The 18087-nt window shown below is 68.5% G+C and carries 17 protein-coding genes and 1 pseudogene; 5 read left to right on the top strand and 13 right to left on the bottom strand.

All coding sequences use genetic code 11. From position 1 onward, the window contains the following. Positions 1 to 211: 211 nt before the first annotated feature. Entirely contained in the window at positions 212 to 1603 is a 1392-nt protein-coding gene (locus tag FOZ74_RS06750) for a sensor histidine kinase (RefSeq protein ID WP_146912341.1), read from the bottom strand. Positions 1604 to 1660: 57 nt separating this feature from the next. On the opposite strand from FOZ74_RS06750, the gene FOZ74_RS06755 reads away from it, so the two are divergent. Next, positions 1661 to 2293 (top strand): response regulator, encoded by a 633-nt coding sequence (locus FOZ74_RS06755; protein WP_146912342.1) that lies wholly within the window; start codon positions 1661 to 1663, stop codon positions 2291 to 2293. Between the two features lie 22 nt (positions 2294 to 2315). On the opposite strand, the gene FOZ74_RS06760 is transcribed toward FOZ74_RS06755, so the two are convergent. The 10 genes and pseudogenes from FOZ74_RS06760 to FOZ74_RS06800 form a co-directional block, all read right to left on the bottom strand. Next, entirely contained in the window at positions 2316 to 2747 is a 432-nt protein-coding gene (locus FOZ74_RS06760) for a response regulator (protein WP_349291081.1), read from the bottom strand. Positions 2748 to 2891: 144 nt separating this feature from the next. Beyond that, positions 2892 to 4091 (bottom strand): imidazolonepropionase, encoded by a 1200-nt coding sequence (gene hutI / locus FOZ74_RS06765; RefSeq protein WP_146912343.1) that lies wholly within the window; start codon positions 4089 to 4091, stop codon positions 2892 to 2894. A 24-nt stretch (positions 4092 to 4115) separates the two neighbouring features. Further along, the gene (hutH, locus tag FOZ74_RS06770; protein WP_255437843.1) at positions 4116 to 5687 is read right to left on the bottom strand and encodes a histidine ammonia-lyase; all 1572 of its coding nucleotides are present in this window, start codon (positions 5685 to 5687) and stop codon (positions 4116 to 4118) included. 135 nt (positions 5688 to 5822) lie between these two features. Next, positions 5823 to 6350 (bottom strand): annotated as a pseudogene (locus FOZ74_RS16300) (HutD/Ves family protein); the annotation flags it as partial. Further along, positions 6277 to 7974 (bottom strand): urocanate hydratase, encoded by a 1698-nt coding sequence (hutU, locus tag FOZ74_RS06775; protein WP_146912345.1) that lies wholly within the window; start codon positions 7972 to 7974, stop codon positions 6277 to 6279. The pseudogene FOZ74_RS16300 and the gene hutU, both read right to left, overlap by 74 nt. A gap of 38 nt (positions 7975 to 8012) precedes the next feature. Continuing rightward, complete coding sequence (locus tag FOZ74_RS06780; protein WP_146912346.1) at positions 8013 to 8717, bottom strand: ABC transporter ATP-binding protein; 705 nt, start codon at positions 8715 to 8717, stop codon at positions 8013 to 8015. Then, positions 8710 to 9492, bottom strand: a complete 783-nt coding sequence (locus FOZ74_RS06785) for an ABC transporter ATP-binding protein (protein WP_146912347.1) — start codon at positions 9490 to 9492, stop codon at positions 8710 to 8712. Before FOZ74_RS06785 ends, FOZ74_RS06780 begins: the two co-directional genes overlap by 8 nt. Continuing rightward, on the bottom strand, positions 9489 to 10346 hold the full coding sequence (locus FOZ74_RS06790; RefSeq protein ID WP_222434188.1) for a branched-chain amino acid ABC transporter permease: 858 nt from the start codon (positions 10344 to 10346) through the stop codon (positions 9489 to 9491). The genes FOZ74_RS06785 and FOZ74_RS06790 overlap by 4 nt, the downstream gene beginning before the upstream one ends. An 11-nt stretch (positions 10347 to 10357) precedes the next feature. Beyond that, positions 10358 to 11221, bottom strand: a complete 864-nt coding sequence (locus FOZ74_RS06795; RefSeq protein ID WP_146912348.1) for a branched-chain amino acid ABC transporter permease — start codon at positions 11219 to 11221, stop codon at positions 10358 to 10360. Between the two features lie 30 nt (positions 11222 to 11251). Then, on the bottom strand, positions 11252 to 12409 hold the full coding sequence (locus FOZ74_RS06800; protein WP_146912349.1) for an ABC transporter substrate-binding protein: 1158 nt from the start codon (positions 12407 to 12409) through the stop codon (positions 11252 to 11254). 172 nt (positions 12410 to 12581) lie between these two features. On the opposite strand from FOZ74_RS06800, the gene hutC reads away from it, so the two are divergent. From hutC to gltS, 3 genes are all read left to right on the top strand, one after another. Continuing rightward, positions 12582 to 13319, top strand: a complete 738-nt coding sequence (gene hutC / locus FOZ74_RS06805; protein WP_146912350.1) for a histidine utilization transcriptional repressor HutC — start codon at positions 12582 to 12584, stop codon at positions 13317 to 13319. 46 nt (positions 13320 to 13365) lie between these two features. Beyond that, on the top strand, positions 13366 to 14301 hold the full coding sequence (hutG, locus tag FOZ74_RS06810; RefSeq protein ID WP_146912351.1) for a formimidoylglutamase: 936 nt from the start codon (positions 13366 to 13368) through the stop codon (positions 14299 to 14301). Positions 14302 to 14478: 177 nt separating this feature from the next. Beyond that, entirely contained in the window at positions 14479 to 15657 is a 1179-nt protein-coding gene (gltS, locus tag FOZ74_RS06815) for a sodium/glutamate symporter (protein ID WP_146912352.1), read from the top strand. A gap of 30 nt (positions 15658 to 15687) precedes the next feature. On the opposite strand, the gene FOZ74_RS06820 is transcribed toward gltS, so the two are convergent. Both FOZ74_RS06820 and FOZ74_RS06825 read right to left on the bottom strand, forming a co-directional pair. Next, on the bottom strand, positions 15688 to 16548 hold the full coding sequence (locus tag FOZ74_RS06820) for a restriction endonuclease (RefSeq protein WP_146912353.1): 861 nt from the start codon (positions 16546 to 16548) through the stop codon (positions 15688 to 15690). Positions 16549 to 16591: 43 nt separating this feature from the next. Beyond that, entirely contained in the window at positions 16592 to 17416 is an 825-nt protein-coding gene (locus FOZ74_RS06825; protein WP_146912354.1) for an SDR family oxidoreductase, read from the bottom strand. A 189-nt stretch (positions 17417 to 17605) separates the two neighbouring features. On the opposite strand from FOZ74_RS06825, the gene FOZ74_RS06830 reads away from it, so the two are divergent. After that, positions 17606 to 17956: a hypothetical protein gene (locus tag FOZ74_RS06830; RefSeq protein WP_146912355.1), complete on the top strand. Its 351-nt coding sequence runs from the start codon at positions 17606 to 17608 to the stop codon at positions 17954 to 17956. Positions 17957 to 18087: the final 131 nt, after the last annotated feature.

Genomic DNA, 18087 nt, shown 5'->3' on the forward strand with positions numbered 1-18087 from the left:
TCATGCTTACTCCGTTCGATGTTGTAGTGGATGGTGCAGCGCGCATGCCGGGCGGCTTGACGCACTGCGCTCTGTGCATGGCTTTCAGAATAGGAGGAGACGGCCCGGCGCAACATAGGCGGCGCGCGCTTTGCCGCGTCGGACGCGGTACGGCGCCCCTGTAGGCGCTGTCTGACGCCGGGCGGCCGAGCCGCCGTCGCCAGCGTCGGCTTCAGGCGGGAGCGCCGGCGGTCAGGGGAATCAGCGCAATGAGCTCGCAGCCAGCGCCCGGGCGGGTCTTGAGCTGCAGTTCGCCGCCACAGGAGAGCAGGCGGTGGCGCATGCCGGCCAGCCCGTGCGTACCTTGCGCCAGCGGCTGCGGGTCGAAACCCACGCCGTCGTCGCACACGCCCACGCGCACCCGGCCCGCCTCGACGCGCATGTCCACGCTGACCCGGCCGGCTCGCGCGTATTTGCCGATGTTGGTCAGCGCCTCCTGCACCATGCGGTAGATCGTCAGTTCCACCCCGGGGTCGAGCTCCACCGCTTGCAGCTGCACCTGCATCTGCAGCCCGGAGGCCTGGGCAAACTCGCGCAGCAAGATCTCCAGCGCCGGCACCAGCCCGAGGTTGCGCAGCGCCGAAGGGTAGAGGCCCTCCATGATCCGGCGCTTCAGAGCAATCGCCTGGTTCAGACTGTCCCTGAGGTGCTCCAGACGCTCGCGCACCTGTTCAGGCTCGCCGGCCAGACGCGAGCGCAGGCGCGCCACGTCCAGCTTGGCTGCCGTCATCAGCGCGCCGAGCTCGTCGTGCAGCTCGCGTGCCAGGCGGGCGCGCTCGTTCTCCACCGCTTCCTGCAGGTAGGTTGCGAGCATGGCCAGCGCATGCGTGCGCCGGCGCACCTCGCTCTCCAGCTCGTTGCGCTGGGCAAGCAGCAGCTGGCGCTCGTGCAGGTCGGCCTCGCGCAGCCGGAAGCGCTGCTGGATGTAGAGCACGAAGCCGCTGAGCAGCGCCATGACCGCCGCCAGAAAGGCCAGCCGGAAATAGTTGACGAAGCGCGCGAAATCGCGATTCTTGTCGGTGATGAGCGCGTCGGCATCGGCCATGATGCGCTCGCCGCTGGCGCGCAGCTCCATCGCGGCCTCGGAGGTGCCGGCGAACAGCGCCGCCTCGGGTTTGCCGCTGCGCGCGAGCTGCACCACACGCGACAGTTCGGTCATGCGTCGGCGCGCATCGACGCCGAAGGCCGACAGCGGGCCCGCGTCCAAGGGGGTATGCGCCGCGCTGGCCGTCAGCTGCGCGAGCAATTCGCGCACATGCCCTTCGGTGCGGTCGAAGCGCTGGTGGTAGACCGGCTCATCGGTCAGCAGGATGGCGCGCAGCGCCGACTCGGCAATATCGAGCTGGTTGTTGACCGCGTCCACCGACTCGCGTATCGCCTGGATGTCGATGCGCTCGCCGTTGAGATCAATGAATTTCTGGTACGACTGGTTGATCAGCGCCAGCAGCGCAACCGCACAGGTGACCGCGATCACCAGCGCCACGCGCAGCGAACGTGTGCCGCGCAGGCGCCGCGGGGCAGGCGTCGGCGCCGGCCCATTCAGCGTGTCGTCGCCGGGCTGCATAGAATCGGGCGAGCGGCCCGCGGGGGCGCCGCCACACGCCGGGAGGGCAGGCTTGCAATGATCACGATAGGCATTGTGGACGATCACGCCATCGTGCGCACGGGTCTGCGGCAGTTTCTCTCGGAGCAGGTTGACCTGCGCGTGGTCGGCGAGGCGGCGAGCGCGCGCGAAGCCATAGACCTGGTGCGCAGCACCGAAATGGACGTGCTGTTGCTGGACCTGTCCATGCCCGGGGCCAGCGGCATGGATGCCCTCACCATGGTGCGCGCCAAGGCGCCGGATCTGGGCATCCTGGTGCTCTCGTCCTACTCCGAGGAGCACTACGCGATCAACCTGATCCGCATGGGCGTCAACGGCTACCTCAACAAGGAATGCGAGCCGCAGGAGATCGTCACCGCGGTGCGCACCATCGCCGCGGGCAACCGCTACATATCGGCCAACGTGGCGGCGCTGCTGGCGCAGCAGTTGAGCAGCCCGGGCGAGGGGCCGGTGCATGAACAGCTCTCGGAGCGTGAACTGCAGGTCTTCCTGCACCTGGCGCGCGGTGCCACCGTGGGTGAAATCGCCGAGACCCTGTCGCTCTCGGTCAAGACCATCAGCACCTACCGCGCGCGGGTGCTCGAGAAGATGCAACTGCACTCCAACAGCGATCTGACCTATTACGCGCTCAAGAACCACCTGATCCAGTGACCGGCGGCGCGCGCCGCTGGCCTCAGGCAGGCAGGCCGCGGCAGTAGTCGATCAGGGCGTCGATGTCGGTGGATTTGTCGAACACCGCGTCCGCGCCCAGCGCCAGGCAGCGTTCGCGCACCGCAGGCGTGGCGTAGTTGCTCAGCACCACCATCTTGCGGCCGCTGTCCCGGTCCTTGCAGGCCTGCAGCACGCCAAAGCCCGTGCCCTCGTGCAGGGCGATGTCCACGATGGCCAGATCCCAATCGGTCTTGGGATGCTGCAGCGCGTCGCTGGCGCTGCGCTCATCGCCGGCAAAGCCGACCAAGGTGATGCCCACGAGCTCATCGAGCGCAGCCTGCAGGCTCTCGCGTATCGTCGGACTGTCTTCGACCAGGTAGGTGCGCAGGCGGCGCTCGGCGCCGGCCCCCGGGGCAGGGGCGGCGGTGGGAGAAACTTCGGGTGAAATCATCATGGCATGCACCCCCGCGCGGCGGCGCGGGACCGGGCCGGCAGCGTGCGGCCCGCAGTCCGAGTGTGCCCCGTTTGCAGCGTCCTGACATGTAGGACAAGCCCGCATTCGCCGAGCCGCTTGCGTGCGCGGGCTGCGCACCCCGCTTCAATCGCGCCGGCGCCCGCCCTGCACCACCAGGCGGCAGGGATTGTGCCCGAACCAGTAGACGAGTTCGTTCGGGTGGTTGAGCTCCCACGCCGCAAAGTCGGCGCGCAGGCCCGCACGCAGCACCCCGCGGTCGGGCAGACCCAGCGCGCGCGCCGCCTGATGGGTGATGCCGCCTACGGCCTCGCGCGGCGTGAGCCGGAAAAAGGTGCAGGCCATGTGCGCGGCCAGCAGCAGCGACAGGCCGGGCGCGGTGCCGGGGTTGTGGTCGCTGGCCACCGCCATCGGCACGCCCGCGGTACGCAATTCGGCAATCGGCGGCTGGCGTGTTTCGCGCAGCATGTAGTAGGCGGCGGGCAGCAGCACCGCAACGGTGCCCGCGGCCTGCATCGCCGCGATGCCCTCGCTGCCCAGGTGCTCGAGGTGGTCGGCGGAGAGCGCGCCGAAGGACGCCGCGAGCTGCGCGCCGCCCTGGTCGCTGAGCTGCTCGGCATGCAGCTTGACCGGCAGGCCCAGGGAGCGTGCGGTCTCGAACACCCGGGCCACCTGCGCGCTGGTGAAGCCTATGGTTTCGCAGAAGGCATCGACCGCATCCACCAGCCCCTGGGCATGCAGAGCGGGCAGCCAGGCACAGACGGCATCGATGTAGTCGTCCGCGCAGCCCTCGAATTCAGGGGCCAGTGCATGCGCACCGAGGAAGCTGGTGCGTACCTCGAGCGCAAGCTCGCGACCGAGGCGGCGGGCCACGCGCAGACATCTGGCTTCGGCCTCCAGCGACAGGCCGTAGCCGGACTTGATCTCCAGCGTCGTCACGCCCCCGGCCATCAGCGCCTGCGCACGCTGGCGGGCGCTTTGCAGCAGGGCGTCCTCCGGTGCGGCGCGCGTGGCGGCCACGGTGGAGCGTATGCCGCCGCCGGCGCGCGCGATCTCCTCGTAGCTGGCGCCGTTCAGGCGCATCTCGGCTTCACGCGCGCGGTCGCCGCCGTAGACCAGATGGGTGTGGCAGTCGACCAGGCCGGGCGTGAGCAGCGCGCCGCCCAAGTCAATCTCCTGCGCGGGCTGGAGTCCCGCGGGCAGGGCCGACACCGGGCCCAGCCAGTGGATCAGTTCGCCCTCGGTGACGATGGCGCCGTCCTCCACCAGGGCCCAATCTTCGCCCGCCAGCGTGGCCAGTCGTGCGTTGCGCCAGAGTTTTTGCATCACAGGTGCTCCCGCGCTTGCGCTTCAGTCGACCCACAGGCGCGCAAGCAACGCCCGGTTGCCGTCGGCCGCGCTGCCGTTCAGCACCAGAGTGCGCGCCGCTTCGATATCAGGAGCAAACAGCCGGTCTTCGGCATAGAACGGCACCTGGGCGCGCAGCGTGGCGTGGGCCCGCTGCAGCGCCTGCGAAGTCTTGAGCGGCTGGTGCATGTCGACACCCTGGCAGGCGGCCAGCCATTCGATGCCGAGGATGCCGGCAGTGTTGTCCGCCATCTCGGCCAGGCGCCGCGCGGCAAACGTGGCCATGCTCACATGGTCTTCCTGGTTGGCACTGGTGGGCAGGCTGTCCACGCTGGCGGGGTGGGCAAGCGACTTGTTCTCGGACGCCAGCGCCGCCGCCGTCACGTGGGCGATCATGAAGCCGCTGTTCAGCCCCGCGTTGTGCACCAGGAAGGGCGGCAGGCCCGAGAGCGTGCTGTCGATCAGCAGGGCAATGCGCCGCTCGGAAATCGCGCCGATCTCGCTGATCGCCAGCGCCAGCGTGTCGGCCGCGAAGGCCACGGGCTCGGCGTGAAAGTTGCCACCGGAGAGTACCTCGCCAGTGTCGGCAAACACCAGCGGGTTGTCGGTGACCGCGTTCGCCTCGATCAGCAGGGCGCGCGCGGCCTGGGTGATCAGATCGCGGCAGGCGCCCAGCACCTGGGGCTGGCAGCGCAGGCTGTAGGGGTCTTGCACGCGCTCGTCGCCCACCAGGTGGGACTGGCGTATGGCGCTGCCTGCCAGCAGCGCGCGCGTGACCTCGGCCAGCGCGATCTGCCCCGGCTGCCCGCGCAGCGCGTGCACGCGCGGGTCGAACGGCGCGTCGCTGCCCTTGGCCGCATCGACGCAGAGCGCGCCGATCACGGCGCCGGCGTCGAGCAGCCGCTCGGCCAGGAACAGGCCGTGCAGCGCCAGCGCGGTGGACACCTGGGTGCCGTTGATCAGCGCCAGCCCCTCCTTGGCCGCCAGGGTGAGCGGCGCGATGCCGGCGGCGCCCAGCGCGTCGATTGCCGCCATGCTGCGCCCGGCCCAGTGCACCTGGCCCTGGCCGGTGAGCGCCAGGGTCATGTGCGACAGCGGCGCGAGATCGCCCGAGGCGCCGACCGAACCCTTGGACGGAATGACGGGCAGCACCCCGGCATCGAGCATGGCCAGCAAGGTATCGATCACCACCGGGCGCACGCCCGAGTAGCCGCGCGCCAGGCTCGCCGCCTTCATGAGCATGACCAGGCGCACCACCGCGTCGGGCAGCGGCGCACCCGTGCCCACCGAGTGCGAGAGGATGAGGTTGTGCTGCAACTGCGCCAGTTGCGCGTCGGCAATCTGCGTCTTGGCCAGCTTGCCAAAGCCGGTGTTGATGCCGTAGGCGGGCTCGCCGCGCGCCACGATGGTCTGCACCGCGGCGGCGCTGGCCGCAATCGCCGCCTGGGCCGACGCGGCCAGCGTCACGCGCAGCGGCTGCTGCCAGAGCGCGCGCAGTTGCGCAAGCGTCAGGCCCCCGGGCTCCACCGTGAGCTGCGCGGCATTGTGCTGGCGGCCAAGGCTGGCCGGCGCCAGCGGCGAGAGCGCGACCCAGGCCAGTTGCGGTTCGCCTTCCGCGCCCGCTGCCTCGGGCACCAGCGCCTCGCCCGGCGCCGGCGCCGACCACCACAGCCCCTGGCCGGCGGTGAAAACGTCCGCACCCCGACGCCAGCGCCCCGCCAGCACCATGCACAGCCCCGCGGGCGTGCTGCCCGGCTGCCGAGGGCCCGCCACGCGCTGCATCTGGCCCTGCCAATGGCCGCGGCGCAGCATCAGGTTGAAGTCGCGCGAGGCGCCGCCGTGCGGCCGGGCGGTGATCGCCGCCTCGCCCGCAAAGGCAAGCACCTGTCCGGGCTCGCGCAGGTCAAACAGCGGGTGGGCGTCGTCGGCCTGCAGCCGGGCGCCCTCGCCGTCGAGCAGCATGGTCTGGCGATCAACCCCGGGCACGGAAGAAAACGGCGCAGCGCCCTGCAGCGTGGCCACGCTCACGCGCCACTCGAAGTCGTCGAGCGTGCTGCCCGCGGGCCAGCGCACGATTTCGCGCGTGCTGCCCGCACCATTTTTCCAGGGCGTGCTCGTGAGGGTGTTCAGGTCGAAGCGATGCATGGAAGGGTCGCGCCGGTGCTCAGGCCAGCATCGGCAGTTTGAGGCCAAAACGCCGGGCGGTTTCCATCGCCTTCTCGTAACCGGCATCGGCATGGCGCATCACGCCCGAGCCGCAGTCGTTGACCAGCACGCGCGCCAGGCGCTCGGCGGCGGCATCCGTCCCGTCGGCCACGATCACCATGCCCGCATGCTGCGAATAGCCCATGCCGACGCCGCCGCCGTGGTGCAGACTGACCCAGGTGGCGCCGCCGGCGGTGTTGAGCAGCGCGTTGAGCAGCGGCCAGTCGCTCACCGCGTCGGTGCCGTCCTTCATGGACTCGGTTTCGCGGTTGGGGCTGGCCACGCTGCCGGTATCGAGGTGGTCGCGCCCGATCACGATCGGGGCTTTCAGCTCGCCCGTTCGCACCATCTCGTTGAACGCCAGGCCCGCCACGTGGCGCTCGCCCAGGCCGAGCCAGCAGATGCGCGACGGCAGGCCCTGGAAGGCGATGCGTTCGCGCGCCATGTCCAGCCAGCGGTGGGTGTGCTTGTTCTCGGGGAACAGCTCCTTGATCTTGGCATCGGTCTTGTAGATGTCCTCGGGGTCGCCCGAGAGCGCCACCCAGCGAAACGGCCCCTTGCCCTCGCAGAACATCGGGCGGATGTAGGCGGGCACGAAGCCGGGGAAGTCGAAGGCGTTCTTCACGCCCTCGTCCAGCGCCACCTGGCGGATGTTGTTGCCATAGTCGAACGTCGGCACGCCCATGGCCTGAAAGTCCAGCATGGCCTGCACGTGCAGCGCGCAGCTCTGACCCGCGGCCTTCTTCAGTTCGGCATGCCGCGCGGGGTCGGCAGCGGCGGCGCGCCATTGCTGCACCGTCCAGCCCGTGGGCAGATAGCCGTTGATCAGGTCGTGCGCGCTGGTCTGGTCGGTCACCAGATCGGGCAGGATCGCACCCGCCCTGGCACGCTTGACCAGCTCGGGCAGGATCTCGGCGGCATTGCCCAGCAGGGCGATGGACACCGCCTCCTTGTTCGCCGTGTGCTGCTGGATCAGGGCCAGTGCCTCGTCAACGTCCCTGGCCTGCTTGTCCACGTAGCGCGTGCGCAGGCGAAAATCGATGCTGGCCTGCTGGCATTCGATGTTCAGCGAGCAGGCCCCCGCCAGCGTGGCCGCCAGCGGCTGCGCGCCGCCCATGCCGCCCAGCCCGGCGGTGAGTACCCAGCGCCCCGCCAGATCGCCGCCGTAGTGCTGGCGACCGGCTTCCACGAAGGTCTCGTAGGTGCCCTGCACGATGCCCTGGCTGCCGATGTAGATCCAGCTGCCCGCCGTCATCTGGCCGAACATGAACAAGCCCTTGCGGTCAAGCTCGTTGAAATGCTCCCAGTCGGCCCACTTGGGCACCAGGTTGGAGTTGGCGATCAGCACGCGCGGCGCGTTCTCGTGCGTCTTGAACACGCCCACCGGCTTGCCCGACTGCACCAGCAGGGATTCATCGGCTTCGAGCTGGCGCAGCGATTCCAGAATCTGGTCGAAGCAGGCCCAGTCGCGCGCGGCGCGGCCGATGCCGCCATAGACCACCAGGTCCTGCGGGCGCTCGGCGACCTCGGCGTCCAGGTTGTTCTGGAGCATGCGGTAGGGCGCCTCGATCAGCCAGTTCTTGCACGTGAGCTGGCTGCCGCGCGGTGCGCGGATGTGGCGGGACGGGTCGTGGCGAGGGTCGTTGGCGGTGGTCATCAGAATCTCCAAGGCAAAAGGGAAGCCGCCGGGGCCGGTCAATGCAGGCCGAGGTAGGCTTCGGTGAGAGAGGGGTCCTGGCGGGCTTCGGCGGCCGTGCCCTGCCAGACCGAGCGGCCGGATTCAAGCACGCAGATGTCGTCGGCCACCTTGAGCACGCGCTCGGTGTTCTGCTCGACCAGCAGCACCGTCAGGCCCTCGGCGCGCAGGGTATCGAGCGCCAGGTAGCACAGGTCGATCACCTTGGGCATGAGTCCAAGCGAGAGCTCGTCGATCATCAACAGGCGCGGGCGCGTCATCAGCGCGCGGCCTATGGCCAGCATCTGCTGCTCGCCGCCCGAGAGGTTGCCGGCCAGCGAATCCAGGCGCTCGGCCAGGCGCGGGAACAACGCCAGCACGCGGTCGCGGTCGTGCGCGAACACCTTGGCGGGCTGCACCATGCCGCCCACGCGCAGGTTGTCCTGCACGCTCAGGTCCTTGAACAGGCGCCGCCCCTCGGGCGAGATGGCCAGCCCCAGGCGCACGCGCTCGGTGGCGGGCAGGCCGCTGATGTCGCGGCCTTCGAACAGCATGGCTCCCCCCTGCTGCTGCACATGCCCGGCGACGCACATCAGCGTGGACGACTTGCCCGCGCCATTGGGTCCAAGCAAGCCGGTGATCGCGCCGGGGCGCAGCTTCAGATTCAGCCCGTGCACCGCCTGAAACGCACCGTAACCGCAGGAGAAATCGCGCAGTTCAAGCATGGTCTGCCTCCTCCTCGGCCCGGGTTTCGCTGCCCAGATAGGCGCTGCGCACCACGGGCTGCGCCATAACCGCCTGCGGCTCGCCCTCGGCGATCTTGCGGCCGTTGTCCAGCACCACCAGGCGCCTGCAGATGCGCAGCACCTCGCCCAGGTTGTGCTCGATCAGCACGACGGTGACGCCCTGGGCATTGATCTCGGCAATGGTGTCGGCCAGGCCGTGCGCCTCTTTGGAATTGAGGCCGGCCAGGGGTTCGTCGAGCAGCAGCAGGCGCGGTTTGAGTGCCAGCGCGCGCGCCAGCTCCAAGCGCTTGAGCACGCCCAGCGGCTGCGTTGCCGGGCTTTGTTCGGCCAGGTGGGCAATGCCCACGCGCTCCAGTTCCTGGCGTGCCTGTGCGAGTTCGTGCGCATCGGACACCTGCAGCAGCGCACCCAGCGGGCGGCGCGTCTTGCTGCTGGCCGCGGCCATGGCCACGTTGTCCTGCAGCGAGATGCCGCGCAGCGGCCGCACCAGTTGCTGCGACAGCGCCAGGCCCATGCGGATGCGCTCGTTGATCGCGTGCTCGTTCAGGCGCTTGCCGTCCAGCAACACCTGGCCGCTGGTGGGACGTACCACGCCGGTGATCGCGCGCAGCATGGTGGTCTTGCCCGCGCCATTGGGGCCGATGAGGCCGAGCAACTCGCCCTCGGCGACGGTGAAGGACACATCATCGACCGCCAGAAGGCCGCCAAAGCGCACCGTGACGGATTCGATGGCCAGCAGGGGGTGGGCGCTCATGCCTTGCCCTCCCGCGCCTTGCCGGGTGCGAACACGCGCCGCACCAGGCCGGCGATGCCACCCGGCGAAAAGCGCATCATCAGGAACAGCAAGCCGCCATAGACCAGCAGCTTGTAGTCGCCGATGACCTGGAACCACGCGGGCAGCGCCGAGAGCACCGCCGCGGCGATCACCACCCACGCGACCGAGCCGATGCCGCCGAACACCACCATGGAGAGTACGGTGATCGATTCGATGAAGCCGAAGTTCTCCGCACCAATGAACTGCAGGTGGTAGGCCAGCAGCGCGCCCGACAGGCCCGCCAGCGCCGTGCCGATGGCGAACGCCGCCAGCTTGTAGCGCGGCACGTCGATGCCGAGTACGCGCATGGTGTCCTCATCCTCGGCAATGCCGTTGAACACCCGCCCCATCCAGGTGCGGCGGATGTAAACCGAGAGGCCCGCGACGAAGGCCGCGAGCACGATGCCGAAGACCATGAAACCCAGCTTGCCCATGCCGTGGTCCGGAATCGAGGAGACCCCCATCTCGCCGCCCAGCCAGTCCTGCTGGCGCACGAAGCCGACGAAGAGAAAGACCACGCCCATGGTGGTGATGGCCAGGAAGTCGTCGCGCACGCGCAGCGAAGACAGGCCGACGACGACGCCCAGCACGCAGGCCAGCAGCATGGCCACTGGCAGCGTGGCCAGAAAAGGCCAGCCGGCCTTGCCGAGCATGGCCGCCGCGTAGGCGCCCACGCCCTGGAAGGCCGCATGCCCGAGACTGATCTGGCCGCAAAAGCCGGTGATCAGGTTCAGCGACAGCGCAAAGATGACGCTGATCGCCATGGTGGTGAGCAAGGTGATTTCGTAGTCCATGTCCGATCACCTCAGCGCCGCGCGAACAGGCCTTGCGGGCGCACCATGAGCACCACGATCAGGAAGGCGAACGCGATCGCGTTGCGGTCCAGAAACTGGCCGATGTAGATCGTGCCGAAGGCCTCGACCACGCCCAGCACCAGACTGGCCGCGAGCGTGCCCGGCACCGAACCCAGGCCGCCGAGCACGATGATGGCCAGCGCCTTGTACGAGGGCACGCTGCCCATCGTCGGCTCGACCAGGTTGTTGAGCAGCGCCACCCATACGCCGGCGAAACCCGCGAGCGCCGAGCCGACGAAGAAATTGATGTCGCGCACCTGGCGCAGCGAGATGCCGAAGGACTCGGCCATCTGCGGGTCGGTCACCGTCGCCTGGCAGGCCACGCCGATGCGCGTGCGCGACTGCAGCCAGGCGAGCACGCCGATGATCAGCACCGTGCCCACCATCATCCAGATCTCGATCCGGCTGAGCTGCAGCCCACCGCCCAGCGCCACCTGGCCCTGCATCTGCGGCGTGGCAAAGGACAGGCCCTGAGCGCCGAAGGCGATACGAAACGCCTCCTCGGAGGCGATGTACAGGCCGATCGAGGCGATCAGCGCGACGAAGGGCGGCTGGCTCAGCAGCGGCTGGTAGGCCAGGCGGTACATCAGCACCCCCGCCAGGCCCGCGATCAGCGCCGCGCCGACGAAGGCCAGCGCCAGGCTGCCGCTGGCGTTGGTGATCAAGACGCCGGCGTAGGCGCCCAGCGTGAACAGCGAGGCGTGCGCGACGTGCAGGATGCGCAGCAGGCCATACACCAGGGTCAGGCCCAGGGCGATCATCGCGTAGATGCTGCCCTGTACCAGCCCCTGGACGACAAGTTCGACATACAGCATGGTCTGCCGGCGCCTTTCGCGTCGCGCTGCTTACTTGGCCTTGGTCGGCGGGGCCAGCAGCACCGGGTCGTGGATCACGCTGTGGCGGTGGAAGGCCTTGTCCTTGACGATCTGCACCTGCAGGTCTTTCTGCACCTCGTGCAGGTCATTGAACGAGAGCTTGCCGATCGGCGTGTCGTAGCTGCCCGCGGCGATCGCGTCGCGCAGCGCGGCGCCGCCCTTGCCACCGGTCTTCTTCAGCCCTTCGATCGCCACCTGCGTGGCGGTGTAGCTGGACGCGGCCACCATGTCCGCGCCCACGCCGGTGGCCTTGCGGTAGTCGGTCAGGAAGGTCTGCGTCACGGGCGAGTCGGAGTCACGGTCCAGCGAGGTGGTCACCAGCGTGCCTTCGGACGCGGGGCCGGCGATCTCGATGAACTTCTCCGAGTCGTAGCCCTCCTGGCCGATGATGGGCACGGTGATGCCGGCGGCGCGCAGCTGACTGACCAGCGGGCCGGCATTGAAGTAGTAGCCCGAGGCGTAGATGACCTCGGGATTGTCCGCCTTGACCTTGCTCACCAGCGGGCCGAACTGGCGGTCGGCCATGCCGTATTCGTACTCGTTGATCACGTTCAGGCCGAGCTTCTTGGCACCGTCCTTGAAGCCCGCGGCCAGCGACTGGCCGAAGTCGTTCTTCACGGTGATCAAGGCCACGTTCTTCTTGCCCAGCTCCTGCACCAGCTTGGCGCCGCCGCGGCCCTGCACCTCGCCCATGGCGGAGACGCGGAACATGTAGTCGCCCGCCAGCGTCACGTCCGGGTGGATGGAGTAGGCGACGACGTAGGGTACCTGCGCCTTCTGGAAGATGGACGCGGCCGCACGCGTGGAGCCCGAGTAGGAGCCGGAAACGCCCACCACCACCTTGTCCTTCTCGATCATCTTGGTCACCGCCGGCACGGCCTCCTTGGCCGAAGCCTGGTCGTCATAGACCACGAGTTCGAGCTTCTGGCCGGCCACGCCGCCGCCGGCGTTGGCCTCGGCCACCGCGAGCTTCGCGCCTTCGAGCGCCGACTTGCCGTCGGCCGCGGCAAAGCCGGTGGACGGCACGTTGAAGCCGATCTTGATGTCGGCCCAGGCCGCGCCCGCGGGCAGGGCAAAGGCCAGCGCTGCAACCAGCAGCTTGGGAGCAAAGGGGGACAGGGACTTCATGAGCTTCTCCTTGGGGATGGACCTCTGGACGCGGGGCGCCGACTCGTTGTTTAATGCCTATACAAGGACCGCGTTTTCAACGCATGTTGTATATACATCTCGCGAAAAACGAATTTAGATGCCAAACTGGTCGCTGTCAACACCGGCCGCGCCAAATTACGGGTTTACCCTGATGAATTTTCCGACCACCTCGCCCGACGCCGCTCCTCGTCCCAAGCGGGCCCCGGCCTTCCAGGTGATCAAGGAGCACGTGCTGCGCCAGATCCACGAAGGCCGCTGGCGCGAGGGCGACGCCATCCCGGGCGAAGAGGCGCTGGCGCGCGAATTCGGTGTCTCGCGCATGACCGTGAACCGCGCGCTGCGCGAGCTCAGCAGCGAGCAGGTGCTCGAGCGCGTGCAGGGTTCGGGCACCTTCGTGGCGCAGCAGAAGTTCCTCGCCACGCTGGTGGAGCTGCGCAACATCGCCGACGAGATCGCCGCGCGCGGGCACCGGCATTCCAGCGAACTGCAGCTGCTGGAGCGCACCCGCGCCAGCGACGCGCTGGCGCACCGGCTGGGCCTGGCGGCGCGCGCCCCGGTGTTCCATTCGGTCATCGTGCATTTCGAAAACGGCCTGCCGCTGCAGGTGGAAGACCGCTGGGTCAACCCCCGGGTCGCGCCCGATTACCTGGCCCAGGACTTCACGCGCGGCACGCCCAATGCCTACCTGATGAAGGTGGCGCCACTGCAAGGCGTGGACTTCGAGATCGAGGCCGACACCCCCACCGAGGCGGTGCGCCAGCTGCTGCGCATGCAGGCCCGCGAGTTCTGCCTGGTCCTGCGCCGCACCACCTATTCCATGGGCCAGGTGGCGTCGGTAGCGGCCATGTGGCACCCTGCCAAGCGTTACCGCTTCACCGGCCATATCTGAGCCGGGCCGGGCGGCGCGGCGCTACCATCGCAGAGAAAGGAGCACCATGACACCGCAAAACCCCTGGCAGGGCCGCGACGACTCGGGCGAGTCGGGCGACACCCGCCGCCTGCACCAGATCGTGCGCCGCGATGAGGACTACGGCCCGGACGATGCGGTGCTGGCCGGTTTTGCGAGCGACGCGGGCGTGGCGCGCAACCAGGGTCGCGCGGGCGCCCGCGAGGCGCCGCTGGTGGCGCGTCGGGCGCTTGCCAACCTGCCCGCGCATGCGCTGCATGCGTTCTGGGACGCGGGCGACGTGCTCTGCGAGGGCGACGCACTGGAAGCCGCGCAGAGCGCGCAGGCGCAGCGCGTGGAGCAGATCCTGGGCTGCGGCGCACGCCTCGTGGTGCTCGGCGGCGGCCACGAGACCGCCTGGGCCGACTACCAGGGCCTGCGCGAGCATCTGTACGGCAGCCAGGGGCCCGGCGGGCGGCTGCTGGTGCTGAACCTGGACGCGCATTTCGACCTGCGCACCAGCCGCCCCGGCAACTCGGGCACACCCTTTGACCAGATCCTGCAGAACGCCCGCGAACGCAGCCTGCCGGTGCGCTACGCCTGTCTGGGCATCTCGTTGCTGAGCAACACTCCGGCGCTGTACCAGCGCGCCAACGAGCTCGATGTGTACTGGCGCGAAGACACCGAGATGCAGGAGAGCCAGCTGGACGCGCGCCTGGCCGACATCGACCGCCTGCTCGCCGAAGCCGAGCACGTTTACCTGACCATAGACACCGACGTGCTGCCAGCCAGCGTGGCGCCCGGCGTCTCGGCCCCCGCGCCCTACGGCGTGCCGCTGTCCGTGGTTGAGGCCTGCCTGCAGCGCGTGAAGGCCAGCGGCAAGCTGCGCCTGGCCGACATTGCCGAGTTCAACCCGCAGTACGACATCGACGGCCACACCGCACGCGCCGTGGCTCGCCTGGCCTGGCAGCTGCTGCAACCCTGAGCACCAAGGCAACGCTGAAAAAACCCTTCGCGCGTCGCGCATCCCGCCCTGCGGCGTTGCAAATCCTCGCAATGGCTTGAGCTGTTGCTGCGGTTCGCACCTTGCAGCCCATCCCCAGTCTGGGCGCGCACCATCGCGGGGACTTTTTCAGCGTTGCCTCAACCCGAGGAGAGTCCGATGGAATTCAATGCCGTCTCCACGCTGTGCATCGCGGTGGCGATGTACCTGATGGGCGATCAGCTGGTCAAGCGCATTGGCGTGCTCAACCGCTTCTGCATCCCGGCGCCGGTGGTCGGCGGGCTGATCTTCGCCATCGCCGTCACGCTGCTCAAGAGCAGCGGCGCGCTGAGCGTCGTGCTCGACACCTCGCTGCAATCGCTCTTCATGGTGACCTTCTTTACCACCATCGGCCTGGGCGCGAGCTTCAGGCTCATCAAGCTCGGCGGCAAGCTGCTGGTGGTCTACTGGATCATGTGCGGCGTGCTGGCGCTGGGGCAGAACGTGATCGGCGTGACGCTGGCCGAACTGATGGGCATCCACCCCCTGATCGGCGTGATGGCCGGCGCAGTGTCGATGGAGGGCGGCCACGGCGCCGCCGCTGCCTATGGACAAACCATCGAATCTCTGGGCGTGCCATCGGCCGTGACCATAGGCCTTGCGGCCGCCACCTTCGGGCTCGTGGCCGGGGGCCTCGCGGGCGGGCCGGTGGCGCAGTACCTGATCCGCAAGTTCGACCTCAAGCCCGACGCCGAGGAAGCCGAGGAATTCACCCAGGCGGAACGGCAGGAGGTGGGCTTTCACTCCTTCATGGTGCAGGTGTTCCTGATCACCATCTGCATGGCCGTCGGCGTGGCGCTGGGCGACCTGTTCTCGCGCCTGACGGGCTTCGTGCTGCCCGGCTACGTCGGGGCCATGTTCACCGCCGTGGTGCTGCGCAACCTGATCGACCGCGTGCGTCCGCAGGCCGTCAACATGCACGAGATCAACCTGATCGGCGACGTCGCGCTGGCGGTGTTCCTGTCGATGGCGCTGATGAGCATCAAGCTCTGGGAGCTGGCCGAGCTGGCGCTGCCGCTCGTCGTCATCGTCGCGGCGCAGGTGGTCTTCATCGTGCTGCTGGCCTTCTTCGTGATGTTCCGCCTGCTGGGACGCAACTACGACGCCGCGGTGATGGTCTCGGGCTTCCTCGGCCACGGCCTGGGCGCCACGCCCAACGCCATGGCCAACATGGCCGCTATCACCGAACGCTTCGGCCCCTCGCGCAAGGCCTTCCTGATCGTGCCGATTGCCGGCGCCTTCCTGATCGACGTGTTCGGCATGCCGATCATCATCACGACGATCAACATGTTCAAGTAGGCGCTCGCTCCACCTGGACTGCGAGCAATCTCAAGGCTCCGACAGCGCGCGTGTTCCACGGCACTTGGGGTAGGTGCTGCAACCCCAAAACATCTCACCCGCGTGCTCACCCCGCCTGGACACGCGTTTGACCATGGGGCTGCTGCAACGGGGGCATGGCGGCACGCTGGGCGTGGCCGCCGACGTCGCAGCCGGTTGATCTTGCGTGCGATCACCAAGTGTCGGCAGCGCGGCATCGATCATCGCCTTGAGTTTGGGCCCGTCAATCAGTTCGATGTTGCAGCCCTTGACGAAAGCCAGGGCTTCGCTGGTAAACGCGCCAGAAGTGACCACGAAGCCTCCTGCTGCACCTTCTGCGGCCATCACGCCAAACAACTCGCGCGCGACCTGAACCGGAACCTTGAATGCCTTCCAGTGTTTGCACTGCACCAGAAAGGTTTCACGCCCTTTGACCAAACGCAAATCGACGCCGCCATCGGCGCCGCCGCCTCCCGTCTCGATGACGGTGTAGCCCCGCATGCGAAACGCTTCGCCGACAAGCAGCTCAAAATCCCTCCACGCCAAGGCGCGCAAGTTTGCACCGCCAGAATCGGCCGCCGCGCTCGCGACCAGGCCTTGGCGTCTGCGCCTTTTGAGGGCCGACGCCAGAGCAGCCGCCAGGAAGATCAGGGGAACAAGGTATTGCCCCCAAAAGGCCAAGGCCCCGAGCAGATGAGCGGCAGCGGTGTTCCCGATCTGATTCATCGAAACCCCGACAGCCACCTGCCCCACGGCGAAGCGATGCAACAGTACATAAGCCAAGATCGCCAAAATCACGCCCACCCACCACGGCAGTACCGCTACCAAATCGAACAAGTCCTTAGCCGTGCTGCGCTTCCTCCGTTTTGCCACTGCCCCACCTCCGTTCAGATACGCTTGGAACATCGCAACCGGTTCAGAACGTCCCCGGATACAGCCCGCCATCGAGCAGCAGGTTCTGCCCGTTGATGTAGCCTGCCAGCGGACTGCACAGGAAGGCGCAGAACGCGCCGAATTCGCCTGGCGTGCCAAAGCGGCGCGCCGGGATCTGCGCAGTCTGGCTGCGGCGGATTTCTTCGAGCGTCTTGCCGGTTTTTTCGGCCGCCGCCACCAGCGTGGCATTGAGCCGGTCGGTGTCGAACTTGCCGGGCAGCAGGTTGTTCACCGTCACGCCGCGGGCCGCAATGCCCGAGCGCGCCAGCCCTGCGATGAAGCCGGTCAGGCCGCTCCTTGCGCCGTTGGACAGCGCAAGGACGTCGATCGGCGCCTTCACCGCGCTGGAGGTGATGTTCAGGACGCGCCCATAGCCGCGCGCCGCCATGCCATCCACCACCGCGCGGATGAGCTCGATCGGCGTGAGCATGTTGGCGTTGACGGCGCGCTGCCAGTCCTGCGCCGAAAAGCCGCGCCAGTCGCCCGTGGGCGGACCGCCGGCGTTGGTCAGCACGATGTCGAAATCCTTGCCCGGCCCACCGGGGGCGGACCACACCGCGTCCCGCCCCTCGGGCGTGGTGATGTCGCAGTCCACGGCGATGACTTCAGGGTGTTTTTGGTCTCTAGCCCTTGCCCATTCTGCGCCATAAGCTCTCAATTCTGAAGCGGCTTGCATCAGCGGCACCTCGGTGCGCGCGTTGACCACGAGGTTCACGCCCTCGGCCACCAGCGCCTGCGCGCAGCCCCGTCCCAAACCCTTGCTGGCGCCGCAGACCAGTGCCCAGCGGCCGGCGATATCCAGATCCATGCGCATGCTCCCTTGATGGTCGATGCGCCGATCATGCCGCCTGCGCCGCTGCGCTGCCAGACCGGGCCGCGCCGAGCGCGCCGCAGCGGGCAGACGGCGCGGGGCAAGACCGCGCGAAGGACCGCGCCGGGCACGCCGATTGCTGCCCGCCCTGCACCCTCGCGCTTGCAGACCCCAAGGAGATTGCCCATGCATACCACCCCTTTGATCGCCGGCGTGTTGCTGCTCGCACTGGCGGGCTGCGCCGCGCCAAACGACGAGCAGGCACAAGGCAGCGCGCACACGAGCGAGCCGCTCGCCCAGCAGCAAGGCAGCAAGGCGCCGACGTTTCGCTGGCGCACCGTGGGCAACGGCGCGCAGGCGGGCGAACTCGGCTACGGCTGGCAGTTCTTCAACGGGCCGGGCACGCCGCGCGCCGTGGCCATCAGCCCGCTGGGCGACTACTACTACAGCCGCGGCGCCGGGCCGCACTGGATTGCCTGGGGGCCGCTTGCACGTTCGAGCAGCTGGCGCCAGCAGCACACCGGCCTCGCGCAGTGACGCAGTGAATCGCGCCAGCTGAGGCTTGCGGCAAATCCGGCGCGCTGGCGCTCTCACGCCGCAAGGCTGCGCCGCTGCGTCCGAGCAAGCCATCCATGCCGGACAGCGACGAAGCCGAAAACCCGGACCGA

It is taken from the genome of Comamonas flocculans, assembly GCF_007954405.1.
GTDB lineage: Bacteria > Pseudomonadota > Gammaproteobacteria > Burkholderiales > Burkholderiaceae_C > Comamonas_C > Comamonas_C flocculans.